The sequence below is a fragment of the Mycobacterium alsense genome, assembly GCF_002086635.1.
Taxonomy (GTDB): domain Bacteria; phylum Actinomycetota; class Actinomycetes; order Mycobacteriales; family Mycobacteriaceae; genus Mycobacterium; species Mycobacterium alsense.
In genome coordinates, this window is sequence record NZ_MVHD01000001.1 from 24,753 (window position 1) to 45,388 (window position 20,636).

The following is a 20,636-nucleotide window of genomic DNA, read 5'->3' on the forward strand; positions in this document are numbered from 1 at the left end:
GGGTGTGAGCGCCGAAGCGGACCAACCACCCGACGCTCGACGCGCGCTGCTCGCGCTCTACGGCGAGGCGTTGCCCGTGGTGTACGGGTACTTCGTCCGGCGCTGCGGGGATCGCGCCACGGCGGAGGACCTGACGTCGGAGACCTTTCTCGCGGCGATGGACGCCGCGCGCAAAAGCGACCCGCCGCCGATCTCGGTCCCGTGGCTGCTGGGGGTGGCGCGGCACAAGCTGGCGGACCACTATCGGCGCGGCGCGCACCGGTTGACGGTGCCGGTCGCCGATCCGCCCGAGCCGATGGACGTCACCGACGACTGGGACGCCGAGCTGGACCGCATGGTCGCCGAGGCCGTGCTGGCCCGCCTCACGGAGCCGCACCGCACCGTGCTGGTGCTGCGCTACATGGACGACTGCTCGGTCGGCGAATGCGCCGAGCTGATCGGGCGCACCGTGCATGCCACCGAGGCGCTACTGGTCCGGGCCCGCCGGGCCTTCCAACGACAGTACCCGGAAGGAGGCACGCCATGAGCCGGCACGACCGTCCGGATCCGCTCAGCGTGCTGCGCACCGATGACCTTCCGGTGCAGCCCGATCCGGCGTTCGCCGAAAGCCTGCGCCGGCGACTGCAGTCCGCGCTGTCCCTACCGGAGGGAGTTGACATGAGCGGCACCACCGATGCGATTGCCGAACTCACCGAGCCGACCACCGCGCCCGATCCGCCGCGACCCGCGGCCCTGCCGTACCTGAGCGTCGCCGACGCCCGCTCGGCCATCGCCTGGTACGCCGACGCGTTCGACGCCGTCGTGGTCGGCGCGCCGATCGTCATGGACGACGGCCGGATCGGGCACGCGGAGATAACCATCGGCGACGGCGTGTTGTACCTTGCCGACGAATACCCCGAGATCGGCTTGAAAGCCCCTGCGCCGGGTGGGGTTTCGGTGAGTCTGATGCTGCACGTCGCCGACGCCGATGCCGCGTTGCGCAAGGCGGCCGAACAGGGCGCGACCGTCGAGCGCGAGCCCTACGAAAACCACGGCCGCCGCACCGCGACCATCGTCGACCCGTTCGGCCACCGGTGGATGCTGTCCGGCCCGCCGGGTCCGCGAGTCGACGCTATCCGGCACGGCGACATCGGCTACGTGTCGGTGCGGGCCCCCGACGCCGGGCGCGCGGCCGCCTTCTACGGCCACGTGCTGGGGTGGGCGTACGACCCGGCTTCGCACCGGGTCACCAATACCGACCTGCCGACCGGGATTTCGGCCACCGCCGGGTCGCCCGGCCTGTTCTGCTGCTACGCCGTCGCCGACGTGCGGGCCGCCGGCGCGGCGATCGAAGAGGGCGGCGGTTCCCCGGGCGAGATCCGTGACACCGACTACGGTGTCGTGCTCGACGCCACCGACCCGCACGGCGCGGCGTTCGCGGTGTACGAGCCTCCGCCCGGGCGAAAGCGCCCGGAGCTCAACGGGTCCGGGCCCGGGGAGCTGTCGTACGTCACCTACGAGGTGACCGATTCCGCCTCCTTCCGCGAGTTCTACGGCCGGGTGCTGGGATGGAGTTTCGAGCCGGGCCGGATCGCCGACGGCTGGCAGGTGCAGGGCACGCATCCGATGGCGGGCGCCGCCGGCGGCTGCGAGCGCGTCACCACCGTGCCGATGTGGACCGTGCCGGACATTCACGCGGCCGTCGCGCGGGTCCGCGACGCCGGCGGCACGGTGCTTTCCGAGCCGTCGCGCCAGCCCTATGGTCTGTCCGCCGAATGCGTCGACGACCAGGGCGGCCGGTTCTATCTCGGCGAGTTCTAGGCCCCCGGGTTGGCGATCCGAATCGGCGCGCCGTCCAGCCAGGCCACCACGGCTTCGACGGTGTCTTCGTAGAAGGCGCCGAGCATTTCGCGGGTCACGTACCCCAGGTGCGGCGACAACGTGACGTTCGGGAGGGCCCGCAGCGGATGGTCGGGCGGGGGCGGTTCGACGTCGTACACGTCGAGCCCGGCCCCGGCGATGCGCCGCGACGTCAGCGCATCGATCAGGGCGGCCTCGTCGACAATCGGGCCGCGGGAGGTGTTGATCAGGTAGGCGTGCGGTTTCATGCGGGCCAGCTCGGGCTCGCCGACCAGGCCCCGGGTGCGCTCGGAGAGCACCAGATGGACGGAGACCACGTCGGATTCGGAGAACAGCGTCGCCTTGTCGACCCAGCGCGCGCCCGCGGCCGCGGCGGCCTCCTCGGTGAGGTTCTGGCTCCACGCGATGACGCTCATGCCGAACGCTGTGGCGTATTCGGCCATGCGTGTGCCGGTCCGGCCCAGCCCGAGCAGCCCAAGGGTCTTGCCGGACAACGTCATACCGGCGGTGGCCTGCCATCCGCCGTCGCGCATGCCCCGATGCTCGTCGGCCAGGTTGCGCACCGTTGCGATCAGCAACCCCCAGGCCAGTTCCGGGGTGGCGTCGCGCGCCGCCCGGAACCGCGGGTGGGCGAAGTCCGAGTGGGCGACCAACACGCCGTTGTCGGTGGCCGCGGCCAGGTCGAGGTTCGGCAGGCTGCGGCCGACGATGGTGATGAGTTTGAGGTTGGGCAGCCGCTCGATGAGCGTGCGCGGCAGGGCCATGCGCTCGCGCATGGTGCAGATGACGTCGAACGGCCGCAGCGCGTCGACCGCCTCCTCCTCCGACAGGTGGCGGCCGAAAACCGTTACCTCCGAGCGGTTCTGCACCGGCGACCAGTCGGCGAGGTCGAGGGCCAGGCCGGCGTAGTCGTCGAGTATCGCCACCTTCGGCATCGCGGCGTCAGCCCAGCACCTCGGCGATGGGCGTGGCGGCGGCGATCTTGGCGCGGACCTTCATGACCTTGCCGGGCATCCCGCCGCCGACCACGCCGACCAGCACCCCGTCGCGCTCGTAGTAGGCCAGGAATTTGCGGCCGTCGTCCTCGACGAGGTGGACCGTGTCGGTGGCTTCGGGCTCCCCCAGGCACTGGATCTTGACGTCGTATTGGTCGCTCCAGAAATACGGCACGACCACGGCCGACGGCACGTCTTGGCCCAACATGGCGGGCACCACCACGCGGGCCTGGTCCGCCACGTTGCTCCAATGTTCCACGCGCGCTTGGTGTCCCGTCGTGTCGCGCCAGGACGCGACGTCGCCCAGCGCCCAGACGTTCGGCGCGCTGGTGCGCCCGGCCTCGTCGCAGAGGACGCCGCCATCGACACTGTCGACGTCGACGCCGCTGCCCCGCAGCCACTCGGTGGCCGGGCGCGATCCGATGCCGATCACGACCAGGTCGGCCGGCAGCTCGGCGCCGTCGGTGAGCACCACGGCGTCGACGTGCCCCTCGCCGCGCACCTCGGCCACCCCGAGTCCGAGGCGGACGTCGACGCCCTCGTCGCGGTGCAGCCGCGCCACCAGCTCGCCGATGCGCTCGCCGAGCACCGCCGCCAGCGGGGTCGGCTGCGGCTCGACCAGCACCACGTCCACCCCGAGGGTGCGCAGGCTGGCCGCCACCTCGCAGCCGATGAAACCGGCGCCGACGACCACGGCGCGCCGCGCGGCCGAGGCCTGCTCGCGCAGCGCCATGCTCTCGTCGAACGAGCGCAGCACCCGGATGCCGTCGAGATCCGGCAAGGCCGGGATGCGCCGCGGCACCAGCCCGGTGGCGACGACGAGTTCGTCGTAGCCGAGTTCGGTTCCGTCGTCGAGGGTCACGGTCTGCCTGGCGGTGTCGAGACCGGTCGCGGCCGAGCCCAGCCGCAGGGTGACGTCCTTCTCGTCGTACCACTCGCGCGGCTTGAGGGCGACGTCGTCGACCTCTTTGCGGAGCACCTCCTTGGACAGCGGGGGGCGGTCGTAGGGCAGATGCACCTCGTCGCTGACGATCGTGATGCGGCCGGCGTATTCCGATCGACGCAGTTGCTCGGCGGTGCGCGCGGCGGCGAGCCCACCGCCCACGATCACGATGTGCTTGACGCCTTCGCTACTGGTCACGTGGTGTTCATATCACGCTGACCGGTCAGTACTTCAAGGCGCCCTTGTCCACCGGGACCTGGGTGCCCGACAGGGTGCCCGAGGCATCGCCGGCCAACCAGGCGACGACGTCGGCAACCTCGTCGGCCGTCATGAAACCCTTGTACTGCATCGGCATTGGCGGGAAGCTGTGCACGAAGCGGGGGTGCCTGGCAAAGATCTCCGTCATCGCTTCGGGTTCGATCATCGGGGTGTCGACCGAGTACGGGTGGATGGAGTTGACGCGGATGTCGTATTCGCCGAGCTCGATGGCCAGCGTGTTGGTCAGCGCGGTGAGGCCGTGCTTGCTGGCCGCGTAGTGGCCGTTGCCCGGCGTCGCTTTCAGCCCCGCCGACGAGCTCACGATGATGATCGAACCCCCGTTGCCCGCCTCGATCATCGCGGGAATCGCCGCCCGCAGCGTGCGCCAGGTTCCGGTCAGGTTGATCCCGATCACCGTGTCCCACTGCTCGTCGGTGAGCTCCCACACCCGGCCCCAGCCCAGCACACCGGCGTTGGCCACCAGGATGTCGAGCCGGCCGAATTGCTCGACGCTGTCGGCCACCAGTTGCCGCAGCGCCGCGTCGTCGCGGATGTCGGCCTCGCGGGCCAGCACCTTGCGGCCCTCGGCCTCGACCAGGCGGACGGTCTCGCGGAGGTCCTCGGGCGTGGCCGGCGTGTAGGTCAGCGTGTCGGACGCCCGCGCGCAGATATCCAGGGCGATGATGTCGGCGCCTTCCCGCGCGAGCCGCACCGCGTGCGCTCGCCCCTGCGCGCGGGCTGCGCCGGTAACGAACGCCACCCGCCCCTGCAGTGATCCCACCTGTGCCGCCACGAGGACAGGCTAGCAGCGGAACTGAAACGTGTTCTAACGCGCCCCGAGACTCGGTGAGCTCAGATTTCGGAGATGATCTGGGCGCGCCGACTGTTGTACTCCTGGTCGGTGAGCGCCCCGGTGGAACGCAGTGTCTCCAGCTCCTGGAGCCGCTGCGCGATCGACGGTTGCGGGGGCGTGACGACGGGCGACGGGCCGCCGGCGGCCGCGGGCTGGGGTGCCGGCGCCTGCTGTTCGGCCGCCCGCCGCACCACGGCCTGGATCTGCTGACGCAACGCCGGATTGGAACGGACGTCCACCATCCGGTCGAGCGGAACGCCGTTGGCCTTGAGGATCTGCAGGATCTCCATCAGGGGGCCGGCCTGCCCGCTGAGATCGTAGGTCCTGTTGTCTTCGGCCAGTGTGAACTGCGCCGGAACCAGCCCGTTGACCAAAGCGCTTCGCTCCCAGTCGATCCGGTATTCCTGCGTGGTCGGGTTGACCAGGACCACGACCTTGCGGGCGTTGAGGTTGCCCATCCGGGTCACGCTGGCGATCACCCGGTCTTCGCTGTCGAACGGCAGCAGGCCGGGCCCGGCGATGTGCAGCTGCACCTTGACGACTTGTTGGTTGTTGATCCACGTCCCGGTTTCGCTGATTCCGGTGATCTGGGCGAGTGCCAGCACGCCGGTCCGCTCGAGCTCCGCGTTCTTGGCGGACGACCGGGCCCCGTAATTGGCCAGCGCGAGCGCGACCACGACGTCAACGATGGTGATCAGCAGGCCGACGTAAAGCATCCATCCCAACAGGTCGCCGAACCCGAGCGTGAAGTAGACGATCAGGAAGATCGGTCCCACCAGGCCACCGCACAGCAAAACAATCAACTGGGCCTTCAGGTAGCGCGCCAACACGTTTGTCTCCTCGTCTCGCTGGGAAGTTCGTGTCAGATTAGCGCCCCACCGGCGCTCGCGATAGCCTCACGCGCAAACCGCGCCGAGGGCGCCGCTCATTCCTCCGACGGCTCGGCCGGTGCGGCCGGAGCCGGCGAATACGCCGGGGTGCCGGGTCGCGCCGCGGCCGTGGGCGCGGCGGGCGCCGCCGCCGGCACAGCCGCCAGTGGCGTCACCGACGGACCGGGCTCCGCCGCCACCGCCGGAGCGCTGTATGCGCCGACGCCGAGCTCCTCCGCACCTTGGGCGACCCCGCTTTGTGCGGCCCCCACGGGGCCGCCGGACGCGGCCAGACTGCCGGCGTAGCCGGCTCCACCGGCGCCCAACGGCGTCGGCACACCGCCGCCGACGGCTGCGGCGGCCGGACCCGCGCCGACGCTGCCGACCAGTTGGCCCGACGCGCCGCCAACGCCGGGGCCCAACGAGCCGGGCGGGGCGCCGGTATCGGCCGCTAGCACCCCGGTGGCCCCGGCGCCGCTTCCCGGCATCGCCCCTAGGGCCTGGAGTGGCGTGGCGACTCCGGCCATCACGCCCTGCCCGGCGGCCTCCAGCGGGCCGGCGTTCGCGGCCTCGGCCAGCGCGTACTGCGCCGCGCCAGCGCTCATGAGCTGGACGAACTGCTGGTGGAACAGCGCCGCCTGCGCGCTGAGCGCCTGATAAGCCTGCGCGTGCGCCCCGAAGAGCGCCGCGATGCCCGCCGACACCTCGTCGGCGCCGGCCGCCGGCACGCTCGCCGTCGGACCCACCGCGGACGCATTGGCCGAGCTGATCGCCGAGCCGATGTTCGCCAGGTCCGATGCCGCGGCCGCGACATACTCGGGCGTCGCGAACACGAACGACATCCACACCTCCCGACACGATCACGGCACAACGCTTCGCCCGGTTCATTAGACACGGATGCAAGAAGCGAAAACGATCGTATCGCGGCCGACGGAACCCGCCAACACGTGCGCGATTCGTTATGTGCCCGTCAGGTGCCGTTGGCTCCCGGCGCGCCCGAGAGCGTTCCGCCAGCGCCGCCTTTACCGGGCGTGTTGCCGTTTCCGCCGCTGCCGCCGTTGCCGACGAACTGGGCGTTGCCGCCGTTGCCGCCGGTGCTCGCCGGACCCGTCGCCGACCCGCCGGCGCCGCCGTTGCCGATCAGGCCGCCGTTACCGCCGCTCCCGCCGTGGCCGTTGATGCCGGCGGCCCCGCCGGCACCTCCGTCGCCGATGAGGGTGCCGCCGGTGCCCCCGGCACCGCCCGTCCCCTGTGGGGAAGCGGTGGCGGCGCCGCCGGCGCCGCCGGTGCCGAACCACCCGGCGGCGCCGCCGTTTCCACCGGTCGAGGTGATTCCGCTCGCGGCGCCGCCGGCGCCGCCCGCACCGTATAGTTGCCCGCCGGAGCCGCCCTGTCCGCCGTGACCGAAGTTTCCGGACGCGGCACCGCCGGCGCCGCCGACGCCCCACAGGCCGGCGTTGCCGCCGGTGCCGCCGATTCCGTTGGATGAGGCGTTCGCGGCCCCGCCGGCGCCGCCAGCGCCGTTGAAGAATCCGCCGTTACCACCGCCGCCGGACTGACCGGCGGTCAAGCCGGTCCCGCCGCCGGGCAGCGCGCCGCCGACCCCGCCGGCCCCGCCGACGCCGAACAGTCCGGCGCTGCCGCCATTCCCCGCGGCCCCGCCGTTGGCGACGTTGAACGCGTTGGTGGCGCCGCCGTCTCCGCCGGCCCCGCCCGCGCCATACAGCCACCCGCCGCGCCCGCCGGCCGCACCGGCGCCGCCGACGCCGCCGTTGCCGCCGACGCCATTGTGGTTTCCGGGCAGCCCGGTCTGGTTCACGCCGCTGTCCGCGCCGGACCCGCCGAGTCCACCGTTGCCGATCAGCCCCGCCGATCCACCGTTACCACCGTTCACGCCCGCGGTCGTGCTGGCGCCGCCGGCTCCGCCGTTGCCGTAGAGCCAGCCCCCGGGGCCGCCCGCCTGTCCCGGGCCGCCGTTGGCGCCGTCGCCGATCAGGGGCCGCCCCGTGAGCGCCTGGAAGGGCGCGTTGATCGCCGCCAACGCGTCCTGCTCAAGGGTCTGCAGCGGCGCGGCGTTGACCGCCTCGGCCGCCGAATACTGCGCCGCGCCGGCGCTCATGACTGCACAAACTGTTGGTGGAACTGCGCCGCCCGGGCGCTGAGGGCCTGGTAGGCCTGCCCGTGCGCTCCGAACAGCGCCGCGACTGCGGCCGACACCTCGTCGGCACCCGCGGCGAGCACCGCGGAGGTCGGGGCGAAGGCCGCCGAGTTGGCGGAACTGATCATCGAACCGAGGTTCGCCAGGTCTGCCGAAGCGCCTTGGACATACTCGGGAGCGGCGAACACGAACGACATCGCGACCTCTGGCACAGTCTGGCCGCCCACTCTATGCGCGGCATCCCGAATCCGACCCAATACGGAGCTGATCGTATCCTCGGCGAGGACGCCTGACGTGCGATTTCACCAGCTTCGGCGCAACTGAAAACGGCGAAGCCCGGACCACCCCAAGGGGCAGTCCGGGCTTCGCGTCGTGCGGACCTACTTGATGATCTTGGTGACCCGGCCGGCGCCGACGGTGCGGCCACCCTCGCGGATCGCGAATCGCAGGCCCTCGTCCATGGCGACGGGCTGGATCAGCTTCACCGAGATGTTGGTGTTGTCACCGGGCATCACCATCTCCGTGCCCTCCGGCAGCGTCACCACACCGGTCACGTCGGTGGTGCGGAAGTAGAACTGCGGACGGTAGTTGTTGAAGAACGGCGTGTGCCGGCCACCCTCGTCCTTGGACAGGATGTAGACCTGGCCCTCGAACTCGGTGTGCGGGGTGGTGGTGCCGGGCTTGGTCACCACCTGGCCGCGCTCGACGTCCTCACGCTTGACACCGCGCAGCAGCAGCCCGACGTTGTCGCCGGCCTGCCCCTGGTCGAGCAGCTTGCGGAACATCTCCACGCCGGTGACGGTCGTCTTGGTGGTCTCCGGCCGGATGCCGACGATCTCGACTTCCTCGTTGACGTTGATGACGCCGCGCTCCACCCGGCCGGTGACCACGGTGCCGCGGCCGGTGATGGTGAAAACGTCCTCCACGGGCATCAGGAACGGCTTGTCGGTCTCGCGGACGGGGTCGGGGATCGACTCGTCGACGGCCTTCATCAGCTCCTCGACGGACTCGACCCACTTGGCGTCGCCCTCGAGCGCCTTGAGCGCGGAGACCCGGATCACCGGGGCCTCCTCGTCGAACTCCTGGGCGGCCAGCAGCTCGCGGACCTCCATCTCGACGAGCTCGAGCAGCTCCTCGTCGTCCACGGCGTCGGCCTTGTTCAGCGCGACCAGGATGTAGGGCACCCCGACCTGGCGGGCCAGCAGCACGTGCTCGCGGGTCTGCGGCATCGGGCCGTCGGTGGCGGCGACCACCAGGATCGCGCCGTCCATCTGGGCCGCGCCGGTGATCATGTTCTTGATGTAGTCCGCGTGACCCGGCGCGTCGACGTGGGCGTAGTGCCGCTTGTCGGTCTGGTACTCGACGTGCGCGATGTTGATCGTGATACCGCGCTGACGCTCCTCGGGAGCGTTGTCGATCTGGTCGAACGCCTTCGACTCGTTCAGGTCCGGAAACTTATCGTGCAGGACCTTGGTGATAGCCGCGGTCAGTGTGGTCTTGCCGTGGTCAACGTGACCGATGGTCCCGATGTTGACGTGGGGCTTGGTCCGCTGGAACTTCGCCTTCGCCACTTTTGTGTCCTCCGACTTGTTGGTGCTTTGTTAAGCAGTGTTGTTTTTTCCAGTTGTGCCGCGGTGTTAACCGGGCCAGCTTACTCGTCAGCTCGAACTCAGTGGCCCGTCGCCTTCGCGCTGCTCATTGCTCGACTCCTCACCCGTGAGCTTCGCTCACTGGCCCGTCGCCTTCGCGCTGCTCATTGCTCGACTCCTCACCCGTGAGCTTCGCTCACTGGCCCGTCGCCTTCGCGATGATCTCCTTCGACACGTTCGCCGGCACTTCGGCGTACGAGTCGAACACCATGGAGTAGTTCGCCCGGCCTTGTGTCTTGGACCGCAGGTCGCCGACGTAGCCGAACATCTCCGACAGCGGCACGTGCGCCTTGACGACGCGCGCACCCGCCCGCTCCTCCATAGCCTGGATCTGGCCACGGCGGGAGTTCAGGTCGCCGATCACGTCGCCCATGTAGTCCTCGGGCGTGGTGACCTCGACGGCCATGATCGGTTCCAGGATCACCGGCTGCGCTTGTGCCGCAGCCTTTTTCAGCGCCTGCGAACCGGCGATCTTGAACGCCATCTCCGACGAGTCCACCTCGTGGTACGCGCCGTCGAGCAGCGTGACCTTCAGGTTGACCAGCGGGTAGCCGGCCAGCACGCCGTACTGCATCGCGTCCTGAGCGCCGGCGTCCACCGACGGGATGTACTCGCGGGGGACGCGCCCACCGGTGACCTTGCTCTCGAACTCGTAGGTCGCGCCGTCCTCACTGGTGAAGGGCTCGAGCTTGATGAGCACCTTGGCGAACTGGCCCGAGCCGCCGGTCTGCTTCTTGTGGGTGTACTCGACGCTGTCGACGACCCGGCGGATGGTCTCCTTGTACGCCACCTGCGGCTTGCCGACGTTGGCCTCGACCTTGAACTCGCGGCGCATGCGGTCCACCAGGATGTCCAGGTGCAGCTCGCCCATGCCGCCGATCACGGTCTGGCCGGTCTCGGAGTCCAGGTGGACCTTGAACGTCGGGTCCTCCTCGGCCAGCTTCTGGATCGACAGGCTGAGCTTCTCCTGGTCGCTCTTGGTCTTGGGCTCGATGGCCACCTCGATCACCGGGTCGGGGAAGGTCATCGACTCGAGCACGATCTGCTGGTTCGGGTCGGAGAGGGTGTCACCGGTGGTAGTGTCCTTGAGCCCGATCACCGCGTAGATGTGCCCCGCGCTGGCCCGCTCGACCGGGTTCTCCTTGTTGGAGTGCATCTGGAACAGCTTGCCCAGCCGCTCCTTCTTGCCCTTGGTGGCGTTGATGACCTGGCTGCCCGACTCGACGGTGCCCGAGTAGACGCGGATATAGGTCAGCTTGCCGAAGAACGGGTGCGTGGCGATCTTGAACGCCAGCGCCGAGAAGGGCTCGTCGGTGGTCGCGTGGCGCACCACCTCCTCGTCCTCCTTGCCGGGCGGGTGGCCTTCGGCCGGCGGGACGTCCAGCGGCGAGGGCAGGTAGTCCACGACGGCGTCGAGCATGGGCTGCACGCCCTTGTTCTTGAACGCGCTGCCGCACAGCACCGGGTAGATCTCGCTCGCGATCGTCAGCTTGCGGATCGCGGCCTTGATCTCGTCGACGGTGAGTTCCTCGCCGCCGAGGTACTTCTCCAGCAGTTCCTCGTCGGTCTCCGCGACGATCTCCAGCAGCGCCGTGCGGTATTCGTCGGCCTTCTCGGCCAAGTCGGCCGGGATCTCGACGGTGTCGTAGGTCTCGCCCAGCTTCGTCTCGCCGCGCCACACCTTGGCGTTCATCTCCACCAGGTCGATGACGCCCTCGAACTCCGACTCGGACCCGATGGGCAGCTGGATCGGCACGGCCTTGGCCCCGAGGCGCTCCTCCATGGTGCGGACCGAGAAGTAGAAGTCGGCGCCGATCTTGTCCATCTTGTTGACGAAGCAGATGCGGGGGACGTCGTACTTGTCGGCCTGGCGCCAGACCTGCTCGGACTGCGGCTCGACGCCCTCCTTGCCGTCGAAGACCGCGACGGCACCGTCGAGCACGCGCAGGTTGCGCTCCACCTCGACGGTGAAGTCGACGTGGCCCGGCGTGTCGATGATGTTGAGCTGGTTGTCTTTCCAGAACGTCGTCGTGGCCGCGGAGGTGATGGTGATTCCGCGCTCCTGCTCCTGCTCCATCCAGTCCATGGTGGCCGCGCCGTCATGGACCTCACCGATCTTGTAGTTGATCCCGGTGTAGTACAGGATCCGCTCGGTGGTCGTGGTTTTACCGGCATCGATGTGCGCCATGATGCCGAAGTTTCGGACCTTGCTCAGGTCGGTCAGCACGTCCTTCTGTGCCACAGAAGTCTTCCCACTCTTTCGGTTGCTTAGTTAGCTGTCTGTCTGGCCTCCGGCGACGCTGCCAGATGTTGCCGGGGCGGTTCCTAGCAGAACCCCTACCAGCGATAGTGCGCGAAGGCGCGGTTGGCCTCGGCCATCTTGTGGGTGTCCTCGCGCCGCTTGACGGAGGCCCCGAGGCCGTTGCTGGCATCCAGGATCTCGTTTGCCAGCCGCTCGATCATGGTCTTCTCCCGGCGCTGCCGCGAGAAGCTGACAAGCCAGCGCAGCGCCAGCGTGGTGGACCGGTCCGGCCGCACCTCCACGGGCACCTGGTAGGTGGCACCACCGACGCGGCGGCTGCGCACCTCCAGCGCGGGCTTGACGTTGTCGAGAGCGCGCTTGAGCGTGATCACGGGGTCGGTTCCGGTCTTTTCCCGCGCGTGCTCGAGCGCTCCATAAACAATGCGCTCGGCGAGCGATTTCTTCCCCTTGAGCAGAACTTTGTTCACCAGCTGGGTGACCAGCTGCGAACCGTAGACCGGGTCGTTGACCAGCGGACGCTTGGGTGCGGGCCCCTTGCGCGGCATCAGCTCTTCTCCTTCTTGGCGCCGTAACGGCTGCGAGCCTGCTTGCGGTTCTTGACGCCCTGGGTGTCGAGCGAACCGCGGATGATCTTGTACCGGACGCCGGGCAGGTCCTTGACCCGGCCGCCACGCACCAGCACCATCGAGTGCTCCTGCAGGTTGTGACCCTCGCCGGGGATGTAGGCCGTGACCTCGACCTGGCTGGTCAGCTTGACGCGCGCGACCTTGCGAAGCGCCGAGTTCGGCTTCTTCGGGGTGGTGGTGTACACGCGGGTGCACACGCCACGGCGCTGCGGGCTGCCCTTCAGAGCCGCGGTTTTGACCTTCGCGATCTTGTCCCGACGGCCCTTGCGGACCAGCTGCTGAATGGTTGGCATCTACCGGCTTTCTGTGTTGGTTCCTGGTGTCGTCTTCTTGGCTCAGCTGTCAAGTCTCTGTACTGCAGTTTTGGCCCCGCCCCGGAGCGAGCTCCGTACCCCGCGGCCGGGTGTGTCGCAAGCGGTCAGCAAGGAATTCGATCCAATGCGTCGTGGACATGCGAATTCGCCCGGCATCCGCTCCCTTACGTCAGGCGCCGTAAGCCGCCAGGCACGAGCTACCACAATACCCGTCGGCCATCTGGCAGGTCAAAGCGGCGGCCGGCGGGCTAGCCGGGGGCGGCGCGCTCGCGCGCGCTGCGCCGGTCCAATCCCTCCAGACCCCGGGCCAGGCGCAGCACCATATCGGAGAACAGCGCGTCGGTGTCGATGTCGTCCATCACGCCGGTCATCTCCAGCAGCACGAAGCCGTGCAAGGCCGACCAGAACTCCAGGGCGGCGTGGAAGGCCTCGTCGCCGTCGAGGCCGTAGGAGGACAGCACGGCGATCACCGGCGCGGCCGCGCCCCTGGTGGCCGCGGCGTACTCGGGGTCGTCACCACCGCGCGGCATCCGGGTGAACGCCGAGTACCGGCCGGGGTGGTGATGGGCGTAGCTGCGGTAGGCGCCGGCCATGACGAGCACCGCGTCGTCCCGGGCGCGACCCTCGCCGACCCTGTTCAGCATCGTGATGATGTCGTCGATGACGCGGATGCGCACCGCTCGGCGCAGGTCCTCCAGGCTGTCGACGTGGTTGTACAGCGAGGGCCCCTTGGTGCCCAGCTGCGTGGCCAGCGCGTTGATCGTCAGCGACTCCCAGCCCTCGCGGTCCAGAAAGGTCAGGGCGCCGTCGACGATGCCGTCGCGGCTCAGCTTGGCCGGGCGGGACGCCGGCCTCCCCGCGCGCTGGCGCCCAGCCGCCGACGGCGATTCCAGAGCTGCCATGGCGATCGCCCTTCGATTGATAGCGGGTCGGTTAACTAATGACTCTAGTTGACGGTCGCCGGCAAACCGCTGAGCCACGGCTGGGCGGCGGGCGGATGCAAAATACCCCTGCCGCCCGACGGGCAAATGCACGTAATCTCATTCCAGGTTCGTCAGAACCCGAGCAGATCGACCCGTCTGTCACCCGTGCCCAAAGGGGGTCCGCAGTGAACTGGTCAGCCACCGCGGGGCCGTTGGTCGCCTGCGCCGTCGTCGCCGCCGTTTCCGCCGCCCCGTCGCCGGCCGCGCACGCCAAGAACGGCGACACCCACGTCGTCGGGGAGGGTCTCGAGCAGACGCTGGACTGCGCCGACGCCACCCTGTTCGTCAACGGGACCCGCAATGTCGTCAACGCGAAGGGCAACTGCTGGGCGGTGACGGTCATGGGGTCGGGCAACACCGTCGTCGCGGACTCGGTCACCCACGACATCACCGTGTACGGCTACGACCAGACTGTGTTCTTCCACGGCGGCGCGCCGGTCCTCTGGGACCGCGGGCGCGAGCTGGGCATGACCAACCGGCTCCAGCAGGTGCCGGGCTGAGGCAGGAAATCACCGGGAATCAACGAATCGAGGATCAATGGGTGACCACACCACCGACCGCCCGTCCAGGCTGGCAGCGTTCGCCGTCGCTCCGGCCGCCGCGGCGCTAGTGCTGGCGGGCTGCAGCTCGACGGCCAACCCGCCCGGTGGGTCCACCACGACGACGAAAAGCAGCGCGGCCACGACAACGAGCGGCGCGGCGGCGCCGACGAGCTCGAGCGGGGCGAGCACCACGGCGTCCGTGGAGATCGGCAACTCGCTGAACTACGGGTCGATGGGCACCACGACCACGCTCGACTGCGCCGACGGCAAGTCGCTCAACGTCGCCGGTTCGGACAACACGCTGACCGTGACCGGCACCTGCTCTTCGGTGAGCATCGGCGGTGCGAACAACAAGATCACGATCGACAAGGTCGACACCCGCATCACCGTGCTGGGGCTCAACAACACCATCACCTATAAGGACGGCGAGCCCAAGGTCGACAACCTCGGATCGGGCAACACGATCAACAAGGGCTGAGCGACAACGTCTTTCGCGGTCTTTCGCTGTCTTTCGCGGTCTTTCGCGCCCAGGGCCCCGGTCTAAGCGGGTGCGCCGTGGCGGCCGGCGCCCGCGGCGAACCGCCCCGCCCCTTCCGCGGCCTCCGCGGCGACCCGGGAGATGCTGGCGAACTCGAAATCGATCGCGTCGGATTCCGTTGCGCCCCACTGGTGTAGCGCCGAAAGCCGATCCGACCGCAGGCACTGCTGCGGCAGCGCCGCGAGCTGCGCCGCCAGCTCCTCGGCCGCCCGCCTGGCCTGCCCCTTGGCCACGACGCGGTTGGCCAACCCGATCGCCAGCGCCTCGTCGGCCCTCACCGCGCGACCGGTGAGGATCATGTCCATGGCCCGGCTCTGCCCGATCAGCCGGGGCAATCGCACGGTGCCGCCGTCGATGAGCGGCACCCCCCATCGCCGGCAGAACACCCCGAAGACGGCGTCCTCCTCGGCCACCCGCAGGTCGCACCAGATGGCCAGCTCCAGGCCGCCCGCGACGGCGTGGCCGCTGACCGCGGCGATCACCGGTTTGGACAGCACCATCCGGGTCGGCCCCATCGGGCCCGGACCGGTGCGGTGCACGGCGTTGGCCTCCGGCGTGTCAAAGGCCTTCAAATCGGCTCCGGCGCAGAAGGTTCCGTGGTCACCCCACAGCACCGCCACCGAGGCGGAGTCGTCGCGGTCGAATTCCTCGAACGCCGCGCAGAGGGCCGCGGCCGTGGGGCCGTTGACGGCGTTGCGCGCCCCCGGCCGGTTGAGGATCACCGTGGTCACCGGGCCGTTGCGCTCGACGCGCACCGCATCAGTCATGTCGCCTCCACGAGTCGGGCCTTGTCTTGTCGTTCCACCAGGTCACGTCGCCGCGCCAGCTCGTCGGCGAAGTGGTGGTAAGCGTCGCGCAGCCGGTCGCCGGGCCAATCGGCGGGGAGCAGTTCGGCGGGCAGCATCGGGTCGGTGAGCAGGTGGCGCACGATCGCCGCGGCCCCCACGAACCGGCCGGGAATGTCTCGCGCGGCGCCGATCTCGTCGAGCAGCCGGTGGCCCGTCCGCGCCCACGCGGGCAGGTCCCAGAGCTGCCCGGCCAGCTGGGCCGGCGCGTCGTCGCGCGCCTTCAGCGTCCGTACCCGGGTCGCGACATCGGGGCCCAGGTCCGGGTCGAGGTTGTCCGGGCGCATCCAAACCCCCTCCCGGAGTTCGCCAAAGCGCTTGTCGTGCATGGCGCTTCGCAGCGCCGCGCGGGTGCGGGCGTCGCCACCGACGCTGGTCACAACGGCCACGAGCCACTCCCCCCGCCACGGCCGGGTCGGGGGGCGCATGGCGTCGTCCTGCCGGCGTTGGCGCGCCAGCAACCGATCCGAGAGCCGGTAGCCGTCGGCGGACCGGATCAGATCGCCCGCGCCGACCATGCGGGTCAGCGCCACCCGCAACGCCGTCTCCTTGATGCCGAAACCGGCCGTGAGACTGATCAATTCGCCGGCACTGGCGCACGCCGGGTGGGCGCCGAGCAGCACGCTGAGCACCACCGATCGGGCCGTCATGTCCGGCATGGGTTACACCCCCGACGCCTTGCGGCCGTGGTCGCCGAACGGCTCGTCGCGGTGCCGCACCGCCTCGCGGAAGCCGTGCTCGACCGCGTCGGCCACGAAGGCGTGCCCATCCGGAGTGTGCCTGGCCACGCCGTCGAATACGGTGCTGATCATTCTGCTGGTCGCCACACCCTGTTGCAGCAGTGCCGAATTGAGCGCGAGCTTGACCATGACCAGTTGGTTGATCGGCACCGCGGCGATGCGCGCGACGAGCCGCTCGGTCCGCTCATCGAGGTCCTTCGGGTCCGGCGCCTCGACCGCCAGGCCCCACTCGGCGGCCTGCGCGCCGGTGATGCAGTCGCCGGTGAACAGCAGGCGTTTGGCGCGCTGATCGCCGAGCCGGTGGGCCCACAGGCCCGCCGCCGGGACGCCCCACACCCGCGTCGGCGGGTAACCGATCTTGGCGTCGGCGGCGGCGATCACCTGGTCGGCGTGCAGCGCGATGTCGGTGCCGCCGGCCACGCAGTAGCCGTGGATCTTGACCACCGTGGGCTTGTCGGCGTGCATCAGGCTGGAGAACCCCCGCACGAACCGGCTCATCATCTGGTAGTCGATCACCGGGTCCCACGGCTGATTCGGCAAGTGGTTGACCGCCTGGGTCTTCCCGTCCAGCACCGTGCCCTGATAGGCGCCGGTCCCGCCGGCCGAGCCGGTGCGGTCGGCGTAGGCGCTCAGGTCGAAGCCCGCGCAAAACCCCTCGCCGCGCCCCGACACCAGGATGACGTGCACGTTGGGGTCGAGGTCGGCACGCTCCACCAGCGCCGAGAGCTCCAGCGGCGTGTCCGCGACGATCGCGTTGCCCTTCTCCGGCCGGTTGAAGGTGATCCGCGCTACCCGGTCGGTGACCTCGTAGGTCATCGTCTTCAGGTTGTCGAAATCGACCGGCCTGATCGCGTGAGTCATGGTGCGGCTCAGCCCTTTACCAGGCAGCGCTCCAGGATGGGGCCCAGGTCCAGCCCGTTCGGCATGGTGCCGAACGCGCCGCCCCAGCGGCCGTCGAGCCGGGTGGCCAAAAACGCTTCGGCGACGGCCGGATGCCCGTGGCGCACCAGCAGCGAGCCCTGCAGCGCCAGGCAGATGTCCTCGGCGATTTTGCGGGCGCGGTAGGCGATGCCGTCGAGGTCGGCCAGGTCGGCGCGCAGCCGCTCGACGTGGCCGCCCAGGCGCGGGTCCTGCCCCGCGCTCTCGGCCAGCTCGGCGAACAGCACCTCGACGCATTGGGGGCGAGTCGCCATGGCGCGCAACGTATCCAGCGCGCTGACGTTTCCGGAGCCCTCCCAGATGCCCATCAGCGGGGCCTCGCGGTACAGCCGCGGCATCCCGGAGTCCTCGACATAGCCGTTGCCGCCCAGGCATTCCAGCGCCTCGGCGGCGTGCGGGGTGGCACGCTTGCACACCCAGTACTTGCTGGCGGCCAGCCCGATCCGGCGCAGCAGCGCCTCGGTCTCGTCGCCCCGCACGGCGCGGTCGGTGGCCCCGGCCATCCGCATCGCCACGATGGTGGCGGCCTCGGCCTCCACGGCCAGGTCGGCCAGCACGTTGCGCATCAGCGGCTGGTCGATCAGGTAGGCGCCGAACGCCTTTCGATGCTGGGCGTGGTGGACGGCGCGGGTCAGGCCGGTGCGCATGCTGGTGGCGCTGCCCAGCGTGCAGTCCAACCGGGTGAGGTTGACCATCTCGATGATGGTCGGCACGCCGCGGCCCTCCTCGCCGACCAGCCACGCGATGGCGCCGTCGTACTCGACCTCGCTGGAGGCGTTGGCGTGGTTGCCAAGCTTGTCCTTCAGGCGCTGCAGGAACATCCGATTGCGGGTGCCGTCCGGCAGCACGCGGGGAAGCATGAAGCACGACAGGCCTTGTGGTGCCTGCGCCAGCACCAAAAAGATGTCGCACATCGGCGCCGAGGTGAACCACTTGTGGCCGGTCAGGCTGTAGCTGCCGTCACCGTTGGGGGTTGCCTGGGTGGTGCCGGCGCGGACGTCGGAGCCGCCCTGCTTTTCCGTCATCGACATGCCCGCGGTGATGCCGGCCTTCGTGGTGGCCAGCTTGAGCTCGGGGTCGTACTCGCGGCTGGTCAGCAGCGGTTCGTAGACCGCCGCCAGGTCGGGGTTGTGGCGCAGCGCGGGAACGACGGCGTAGGTCATCGAGACCGGGCAGGTGTGCCCGGGCTCGACGTTCCAGGCCGACATCTTGGCGGCCCGCACCACGTGGGCGCCCGGGCGCCCGTCGGCCCAGGGCGCGGCGTGGATGCCGTGGCCGATCGCCGCCCGCATCAGTTCGTGATACGCGGGGTCGTACTCGACCTCGTCGACCCGGTGGCCGTATTGGTCGTGGGTGTGCAGCACCGGCCGGTTGCGGTCGGCGAGCTCACCCCACCGCTGCGTTTCGCGGCTGCCGGCCAGCGCACCGAACTCGTTCAGCTCTTCCAGGCCCCACTGCCCGCCCTCGCGGATCAGGGCCTCGACCAGCACGGGGGACGTCGCGGGGTTGTGGTCCTCCAGGGGCGGGACCTGGTTGATGACGGCGTGGGTGTCAGGCATATCCTCAATGTTACATTTTTCCGACAGTCGCACAAGAGCTGTAATGATCAGCGGGGGTGGGCGGCGAAGAACGCCCACAGCTGCGGCGTCGCGAAGTCCGGCCAGTCGTGGCCCCACTGGTCGAGCGTGACGAGCACGACCCCGCGGCCCCCGGCGCATGCCGCGGTCGAGGTGGTGACCGGGCCGTCGGTCGTGGTTGACGGGGCGCCGCACCGATCGACGTTGCGCCAGAAGGTGTTCACCTCGGGAGCCGACGGGCCGTTGATGACGCTGTAACCCGGCCCGCCGCCGTAGGGCACGAGCCGGTCCGCGGTGCCGTGGATGTGCATGACCGACGCCGGACGCGGGGCCGGGCACGCGTTGAGCTGGGTGCCCGCGACCGGTCCGATCGCCGCGAAGACCTCGGTGCTGCACGCCAGCGTGTAGGACATGATCCCGCCGTTGCTCATGCCGGTGGCATAGACCCTGCCGGCGTCGATGCCGGCGTTGCGGGCGATGTCGGCGACGGCGGCGCGGATGAAACCGATGTCGTCGACGCCCTCGCGCCCCGAGCGTCCGCAGCAGGTTTCGCCGTCGACGTTCCACGCATGGTTCAGGCCGTCGGGATAGGCGACGAAGAACTTGGCCGTGTCGGCCAATCCGTCCCAGTGGTAATCCCTTTCGGCTTCCCTGGCGCTGCCCGAGACGCCGTGCATCATGACGACCAGCGGCGCCGAGGCGGGCAGCCCGGCGGGCTTGTACAGCCGATAGCTGCGATCGAGGCCGCCGACTTTGATGTGGTGGACGCTGGTGCCGTCGACGAACGCCGTCGGCAGGTTCGCGTCCGCCCGGAAGCAGCCCGCGACCACCAGGGCGGCACCCAGCAGAGCGACAACCCGGCGCAGCATGGATCAACGGTAAGGGCCGCGACCGTCTCAGCCGGTCGTTTTGTCCCGCAAGAACGCGATGTCGTCCTTGCGGCCCTCGTCGGCGGTTTCGCAGATGACCGGCGCGCCGGCGGCCTTGACCACCGCGACGAGCAGCTCGGGATCGATCTGCCCGGTGCCGAAGTTGGCGTGCCGGTCGGCGCCCGAGCCCGCGGCGTCCCTCGAGTCGTTGCAGTGCACCAGGTCGATGCGGCCGGTCAACGCCTTGATGCGGTCGACCGCGTCGATCAGCTCCTCACCGGCGGCCCAGGCGTGGCAGGTGTCCAGGCAGAACCCAATTCCCTTGTCGCCGATGTGATCCCACAGCCTGCCGATGGTGTCGAAATGCCGCGCCATGGCGTGGTCACCGCCCGCGGTGTTCTCCAGGTAGACCTGCACGTCGGTTTCGAGGTAGTCCAACGCCTTGACCCACCGCTCGAAGCCGGCTTCCATGTCGTTGTCGTCGGCGTGTCCGCCGTGCACGATCACCGCCGTCGCGTCGATGGCCGCGGCCGCGTCGCAGGTGTCCTGCAGGATCTTGCGCGACGGGATGCGGATGCGGTTGTTCGCCGACGCCACGTTGATCAGGTACGGCGCGTGGACGTACAGCGGCATCGTCGACGCCCTGAGCGTCTCGGCGTCGTCGCGGGGCTTGGGTTTTTTCCAGCTCTGCGGGTTGCCGAGGAAGAACTGCACCACGTCGGCGCCGTCGGCCTGGGCGGCGGCCAGGGGATCGTCCTGGTGGACGTGCGAACCGATGAGCACGGTGGCCAGTGTAGTGCGGCGAGCCGATCTGCCGAGCGTGCACTCGGTGCGAA

Annotated in this window: 20 protein-coding genes and 1 pseudogene; 4 read left to right on the forward strand and 17 right to left on the reverse strand. The window is 69.7% G+C overall.

All coding sequences use genetic code 11. The features are described 5' to 3' along the window. Positions 1 to 4 precede the first annotated feature (4 nt). A complete protein-coding gene (locus BST11_RS00155; protein ID WP_083136025.1) occupies positions 5 to 526 on the forward strand; it encodes an RNA polymerase sigma factor in 522 nt (173 codons plus the stop codon). Next, on the forward strand, positions 523 to 1,800 hold the full coding sequence (locus tag BST11_RS00160; protein ID WP_083136026.1) for a VOC family protein: 1,278 nt from the start codon (positions 523 to 525) through the stop codon (positions 1,798 to 1,800). The genes BST11_RS00155 and BST11_RS00160 overlap by 4 nt, the downstream gene beginning before the upstream one ends. Here BST11_RS00160 and BST11_RS00165 read toward each other — a convergent pair. The 11 genes and pseudogenes from BST11_RS00165 to BST11_RS00215 all read right to left on the reverse strand — a co-directional run bounded on the left by BST11_RS00165 (position 1,797) and on the right by BST11_RS00215 (position 13,669). Next, positions 1,797 to 2,774 carry a D-2-hydroxyacid dehydrogenase family protein gene (locus BST11_RS00165; protein ID WP_083136027.1) on the reverse strand — a complete coding sequence of 326 codons (978 nt, stop codon included), beginning with the start codon at positions 2,772 to 2,774 and terminating at the stop codon, positions 1,797 to 1,799. The genes BST11_RS00160 and BST11_RS00165 overlap by 4 nt on opposite strands. A gap of 7 nt (positions 2,775 to 2,781) precedes the next feature. Continuing rightward, positions 2,782 to 3,975 carry an NAD(P)/FAD-dependent oxidoreductase gene (locus tag BST11_RS00170; protein ID WP_083136028.1) on the reverse strand — a complete coding sequence of 398 codons (1,194 nt, stop codon included), beginning with the start codon at positions 3,973 to 3,975 and terminating at the stop codon, positions 2,782 to 2,784. 25 nt (positions 3,976 to 4,000) lie between these two features. Continuing rightward, positions 4,001 to 4,828, reverse strand: coding sequence for a mycofactocin-coupled SDR family oxidoreductase (locus BST11_RS00175; protein ID WP_083136029.1), 828 nt, complete (start codon positions 4,826 to 4,828; stop codon positions 4,001 to 4,003). 59 nt (positions 4,829 to 4,887) lie between these two features. Then, positions 4,888 to 5,718, reverse strand: coding sequence for an SHOCT domain-containing protein (locus BST11_RS00180; RefSeq protein ID WP_083136030.1), 831 nt, complete (start codon positions 5,716 to 5,718; stop codon positions 4,888 to 4,890). A 95-nt stretch (positions 5,719 to 5,813) separates the two neighbouring features. Then, the gene (locus BST11_RS28905) at positions 5,814 to 6,599 is read right to left on the reverse strand and encodes a PE family protein (RefSeq protein ID WP_142276135.1); all 786 of its coding nucleotides are present in this window, start codon (positions 6,597 to 6,599) and stop codon (positions 5,814 to 5,816) included. A gap of 194 nt (positions 6,600 to 6,793) precedes the next feature. Continuing rightward, positions 6,794 to 8,112, reverse strand: a pseudogene (locus BST11_RS00190) (PE family protein); the annotation flags it as partial. A 183-nt stretch (positions 8,113 to 8,295) separates the two neighbouring features. Beyond that, the gene (gene tuf / locus BST11_RS00195; RefSeq protein WP_067324204.1) at positions 8,296 to 9,486 is read right to left on the reverse strand and encodes an elongation factor Tu; all 1,191 of its coding nucleotides are present in this window, start codon (positions 9,484 to 9,486) and stop codon (positions 8,296 to 8,298) included. Between the two features lie 214 nt (positions 9,487 to 9,700). Then, positions 9,701 to 11,806 carry an elongation factor G gene (fusA, locus tag BST11_RS00200; protein WP_083136032.1) on the reverse strand — a complete coding sequence of 702 codons (2,106 nt, stop codon included), beginning with the start codon at positions 11,804 to 11,806 and terminating at the stop codon, positions 9,701 to 9,703. Positions 11,807 to 11,901: 95 nt separating this feature from the next. After that, complete coding sequence (gene rpsG / locus BST11_RS00205; RefSeq protein WP_067324208.1) at positions 11,902 to 12,372, reverse strand: 30S ribosomal protein S7; 471 nt, start codon at positions 12,370 to 12,372, stop codon at positions 11,902 to 11,904. Then, complete coding sequence (gene rpsL / locus BST11_RS00210) at positions 12,372 to 12,746, reverse strand: 30S ribosomal protein S12 (RefSeq protein WP_007167812.1); 375 nt, start codon at positions 12,744 to 12,746, stop codon at positions 12,372 to 12,374. Before rpsL ends, rpsG begins: the two co-directional genes overlap by 1 nt. A 269-nt stretch (positions 12,747 to 13,015) precedes the next feature. Then, on the reverse strand, positions 13,016 to 13,669 hold the full coding sequence (locus tag BST11_RS00215) for a TetR/AcrR family transcriptional regulator (RefSeq protein ID WP_067324210.1): 654 nt from the start codon (positions 13,667 to 13,669) through the stop codon (positions 13,016 to 13,018). A gap of 206 nt (positions 13,670 to 13,875) precedes the next feature. On the opposite strand from BST11_RS00215, the gene BST11_RS00220 reads away from it, so the two are divergent. Beyond that, positions 13,876 to 14,250 carry a DUF3060 domain-containing protein gene (locus tag BST11_RS00220; protein ID WP_083136033.1) on the forward strand — a complete coding sequence of 125 codons (375 nt, stop codon included), beginning with the start codon at positions 13,876 to 13,878 and terminating at the stop codon, positions 14,248 to 14,250. A 37-nt stretch (positions 14,251 to 14,287) separates the two neighbouring features. Beyond that, positions 14,288 to 14,770 carry a DUF3060 domain-containing protein gene (locus BST11_RS00225; protein ID WP_083136034.1) on the forward strand — a complete coding sequence of 161 codons (483 nt, stop codon included), beginning with the start codon at positions 14,288 to 14,290 and terminating at the stop codon, positions 14,768 to 14,770. Positions 14,771 to 14,832: 62 nt separating this feature from the next. On the opposite strand, the gene BST11_RS00230 is transcribed toward BST11_RS00225, so the two are convergent. From BST11_RS00230 to BST11_RS00255, 6 genes are read right to left on the reverse strand one after another with little or no spacing between them, the layout of a single operon-like run. Next, a complete protein-coding gene (locus BST11_RS00230) occupies positions 14,833 to 15,597 on the reverse strand; it encodes a crotonase/enoyl-CoA hydratase family protein (protein WP_083136035.1) in 765 nt (254 codons plus the stop codon). Beyond that, the gene (locus BST11_RS00235; RefSeq protein WP_083136036.1) at positions 15,594 to 16,334 is read right to left on the reverse strand and encodes a PaaX family transcriptional regulator C-terminal domain-containing protein; all 741 of its coding nucleotides are present in this window, start codon (positions 16,332 to 16,334) and stop codon (positions 15,594 to 15,596) included. Before BST11_RS00235 ends, BST11_RS00230 begins: the two co-directional genes overlap by 4 nt. Positions 16,335 to 16,337: 3 nt before the next feature. Next, the gene (locus tag BST11_RS00240) at positions 16,338 to 17,276 is read right to left on the reverse strand and encodes a crotonase/enoyl-CoA hydratase family protein (protein ID WP_083136037.1); all 939 of its coding nucleotides are present in this window, start codon (positions 17,274 to 17,276) and stop codon (positions 16,338 to 16,340) included. An 8-nt stretch (positions 17,277 to 17,284) separates the two neighbouring features. Further along, positions 17,285 to 18,913: an acyl-CoA dehydrogenase family protein gene (locus BST11_RS00245; RefSeq protein WP_083136038.1), complete on the reverse strand. Its 1,629-nt coding sequence runs from the start codon at positions 18,911 to 18,913 to the stop codon at positions 17,285 to 17,287. A gap of 47 nt (positions 18,914 to 18,960) precedes the next feature. Continuing rightward, positions 18,961 to 19,800, reverse strand: a complete 840-nt coding sequence (locus tag BST11_RS00250; RefSeq protein WP_083136039.1) for an extracellular catalytic domain type 1 short-chain-length polyhydroxyalkanoate depolymerase — start codon at positions 19,798 to 19,800, stop codon at positions 18,961 to 18,963. 27 nt (positions 19,801 to 19,827) lie between these two features. Continuing rightward, entirely contained in the window at positions 19,828 to 20,583 is a 756-nt protein-coding gene (locus BST11_RS00255) for a deoxyribonuclease IV (RefSeq protein ID WP_083136040.1), read from the reverse strand. Positions 20,584 to 20,636: the final 53 nt, after the last annotated feature.

Bases quoted from the DNA above. Each gene is read 5' to 3' on its own strand.
- BST11_RS00160 (WP_083136026.1), top strand. From the start codon at position 523: ATGAGCCGGCACGACCGTCCGGATCCGCTCAGCGTGCTGCGCACCGAT.
- BST11_RS00165 (WP_083136027.1), bottom strand. From the start codon at position 2,774: ATGCCGAAGGTGGCGATACTCGACGACTACGCCGGCCTGGCCCTCGAC.
- BST11_RS28905 (WP_142276135.1), bottom strand. From the start codon at position 6,599: ATGTCGTTCGTGTTCGCGACGCCCGAGTATGTCGCGGCCGCGGCATCG.
- rpsG (WP_067324208.1), bottom strand. From the start codon at position 12,372: ATGCCGCGCAAGGGGCCCGCACCCAAGCGTCCGCTGGTCAACGACCCG.
- rpsL (WP_007167812.1), bottom strand. From the start codon at position 12,746: ATGCCAACCATTCAGCAGCTGGTCCGCAAGGGCCGTCGGGACAAGATC.
- BST11_RS00215 (WP_067324210.1), bottom strand. From the start codon at position 13,669: ATGGCAGCTCTGGAATCGCCGTCGGCGGCTGGGCGCCAGCGCGCGGGG.
- BST11_RS00225 (WP_083136034.1), top strand. From the start codon at position 14,288: ATGGGTGACCACACCACCGACCGCCCGTCCAGGCTGGCAGCGTTCGCC.
- BST11_RS00230 (WP_083136035.1), bottom strand. From the start codon at position 15,597: ATGACTGATGCGGTGCGCGTCGAGCGCAACGGCCCGGTGACCACGGTG.
- BST11_RS00235 (WP_083136036.1), bottom strand. From the start codon at position 16,334: ATGCCGGACATGACGGCCCGATCGGTGGTGCTCAGCGTGCTGCTCGGC.
- BST11_RS00240 (WP_083136037.1), bottom strand. From the start codon at position 17,276: ATGACTCACGCGATCAGGCCGGTCGATTTCGACAACCTGAAGACGATG.
- BST11_RS00245 (WP_083136038.1), bottom strand. From the start codon at position 18,913: ATGCCTGACACCCACGCCGTCATCAACCAGGTCCCGCCCCTGGAGGAC.
- BST11_RS00250 (WP_083136039.1), bottom strand. From the start codon at position 19,800: ATGCTGCGCCGGGTTGTCGCTCTGCTGGGTGCCGCCCTGGTGGTCGCG.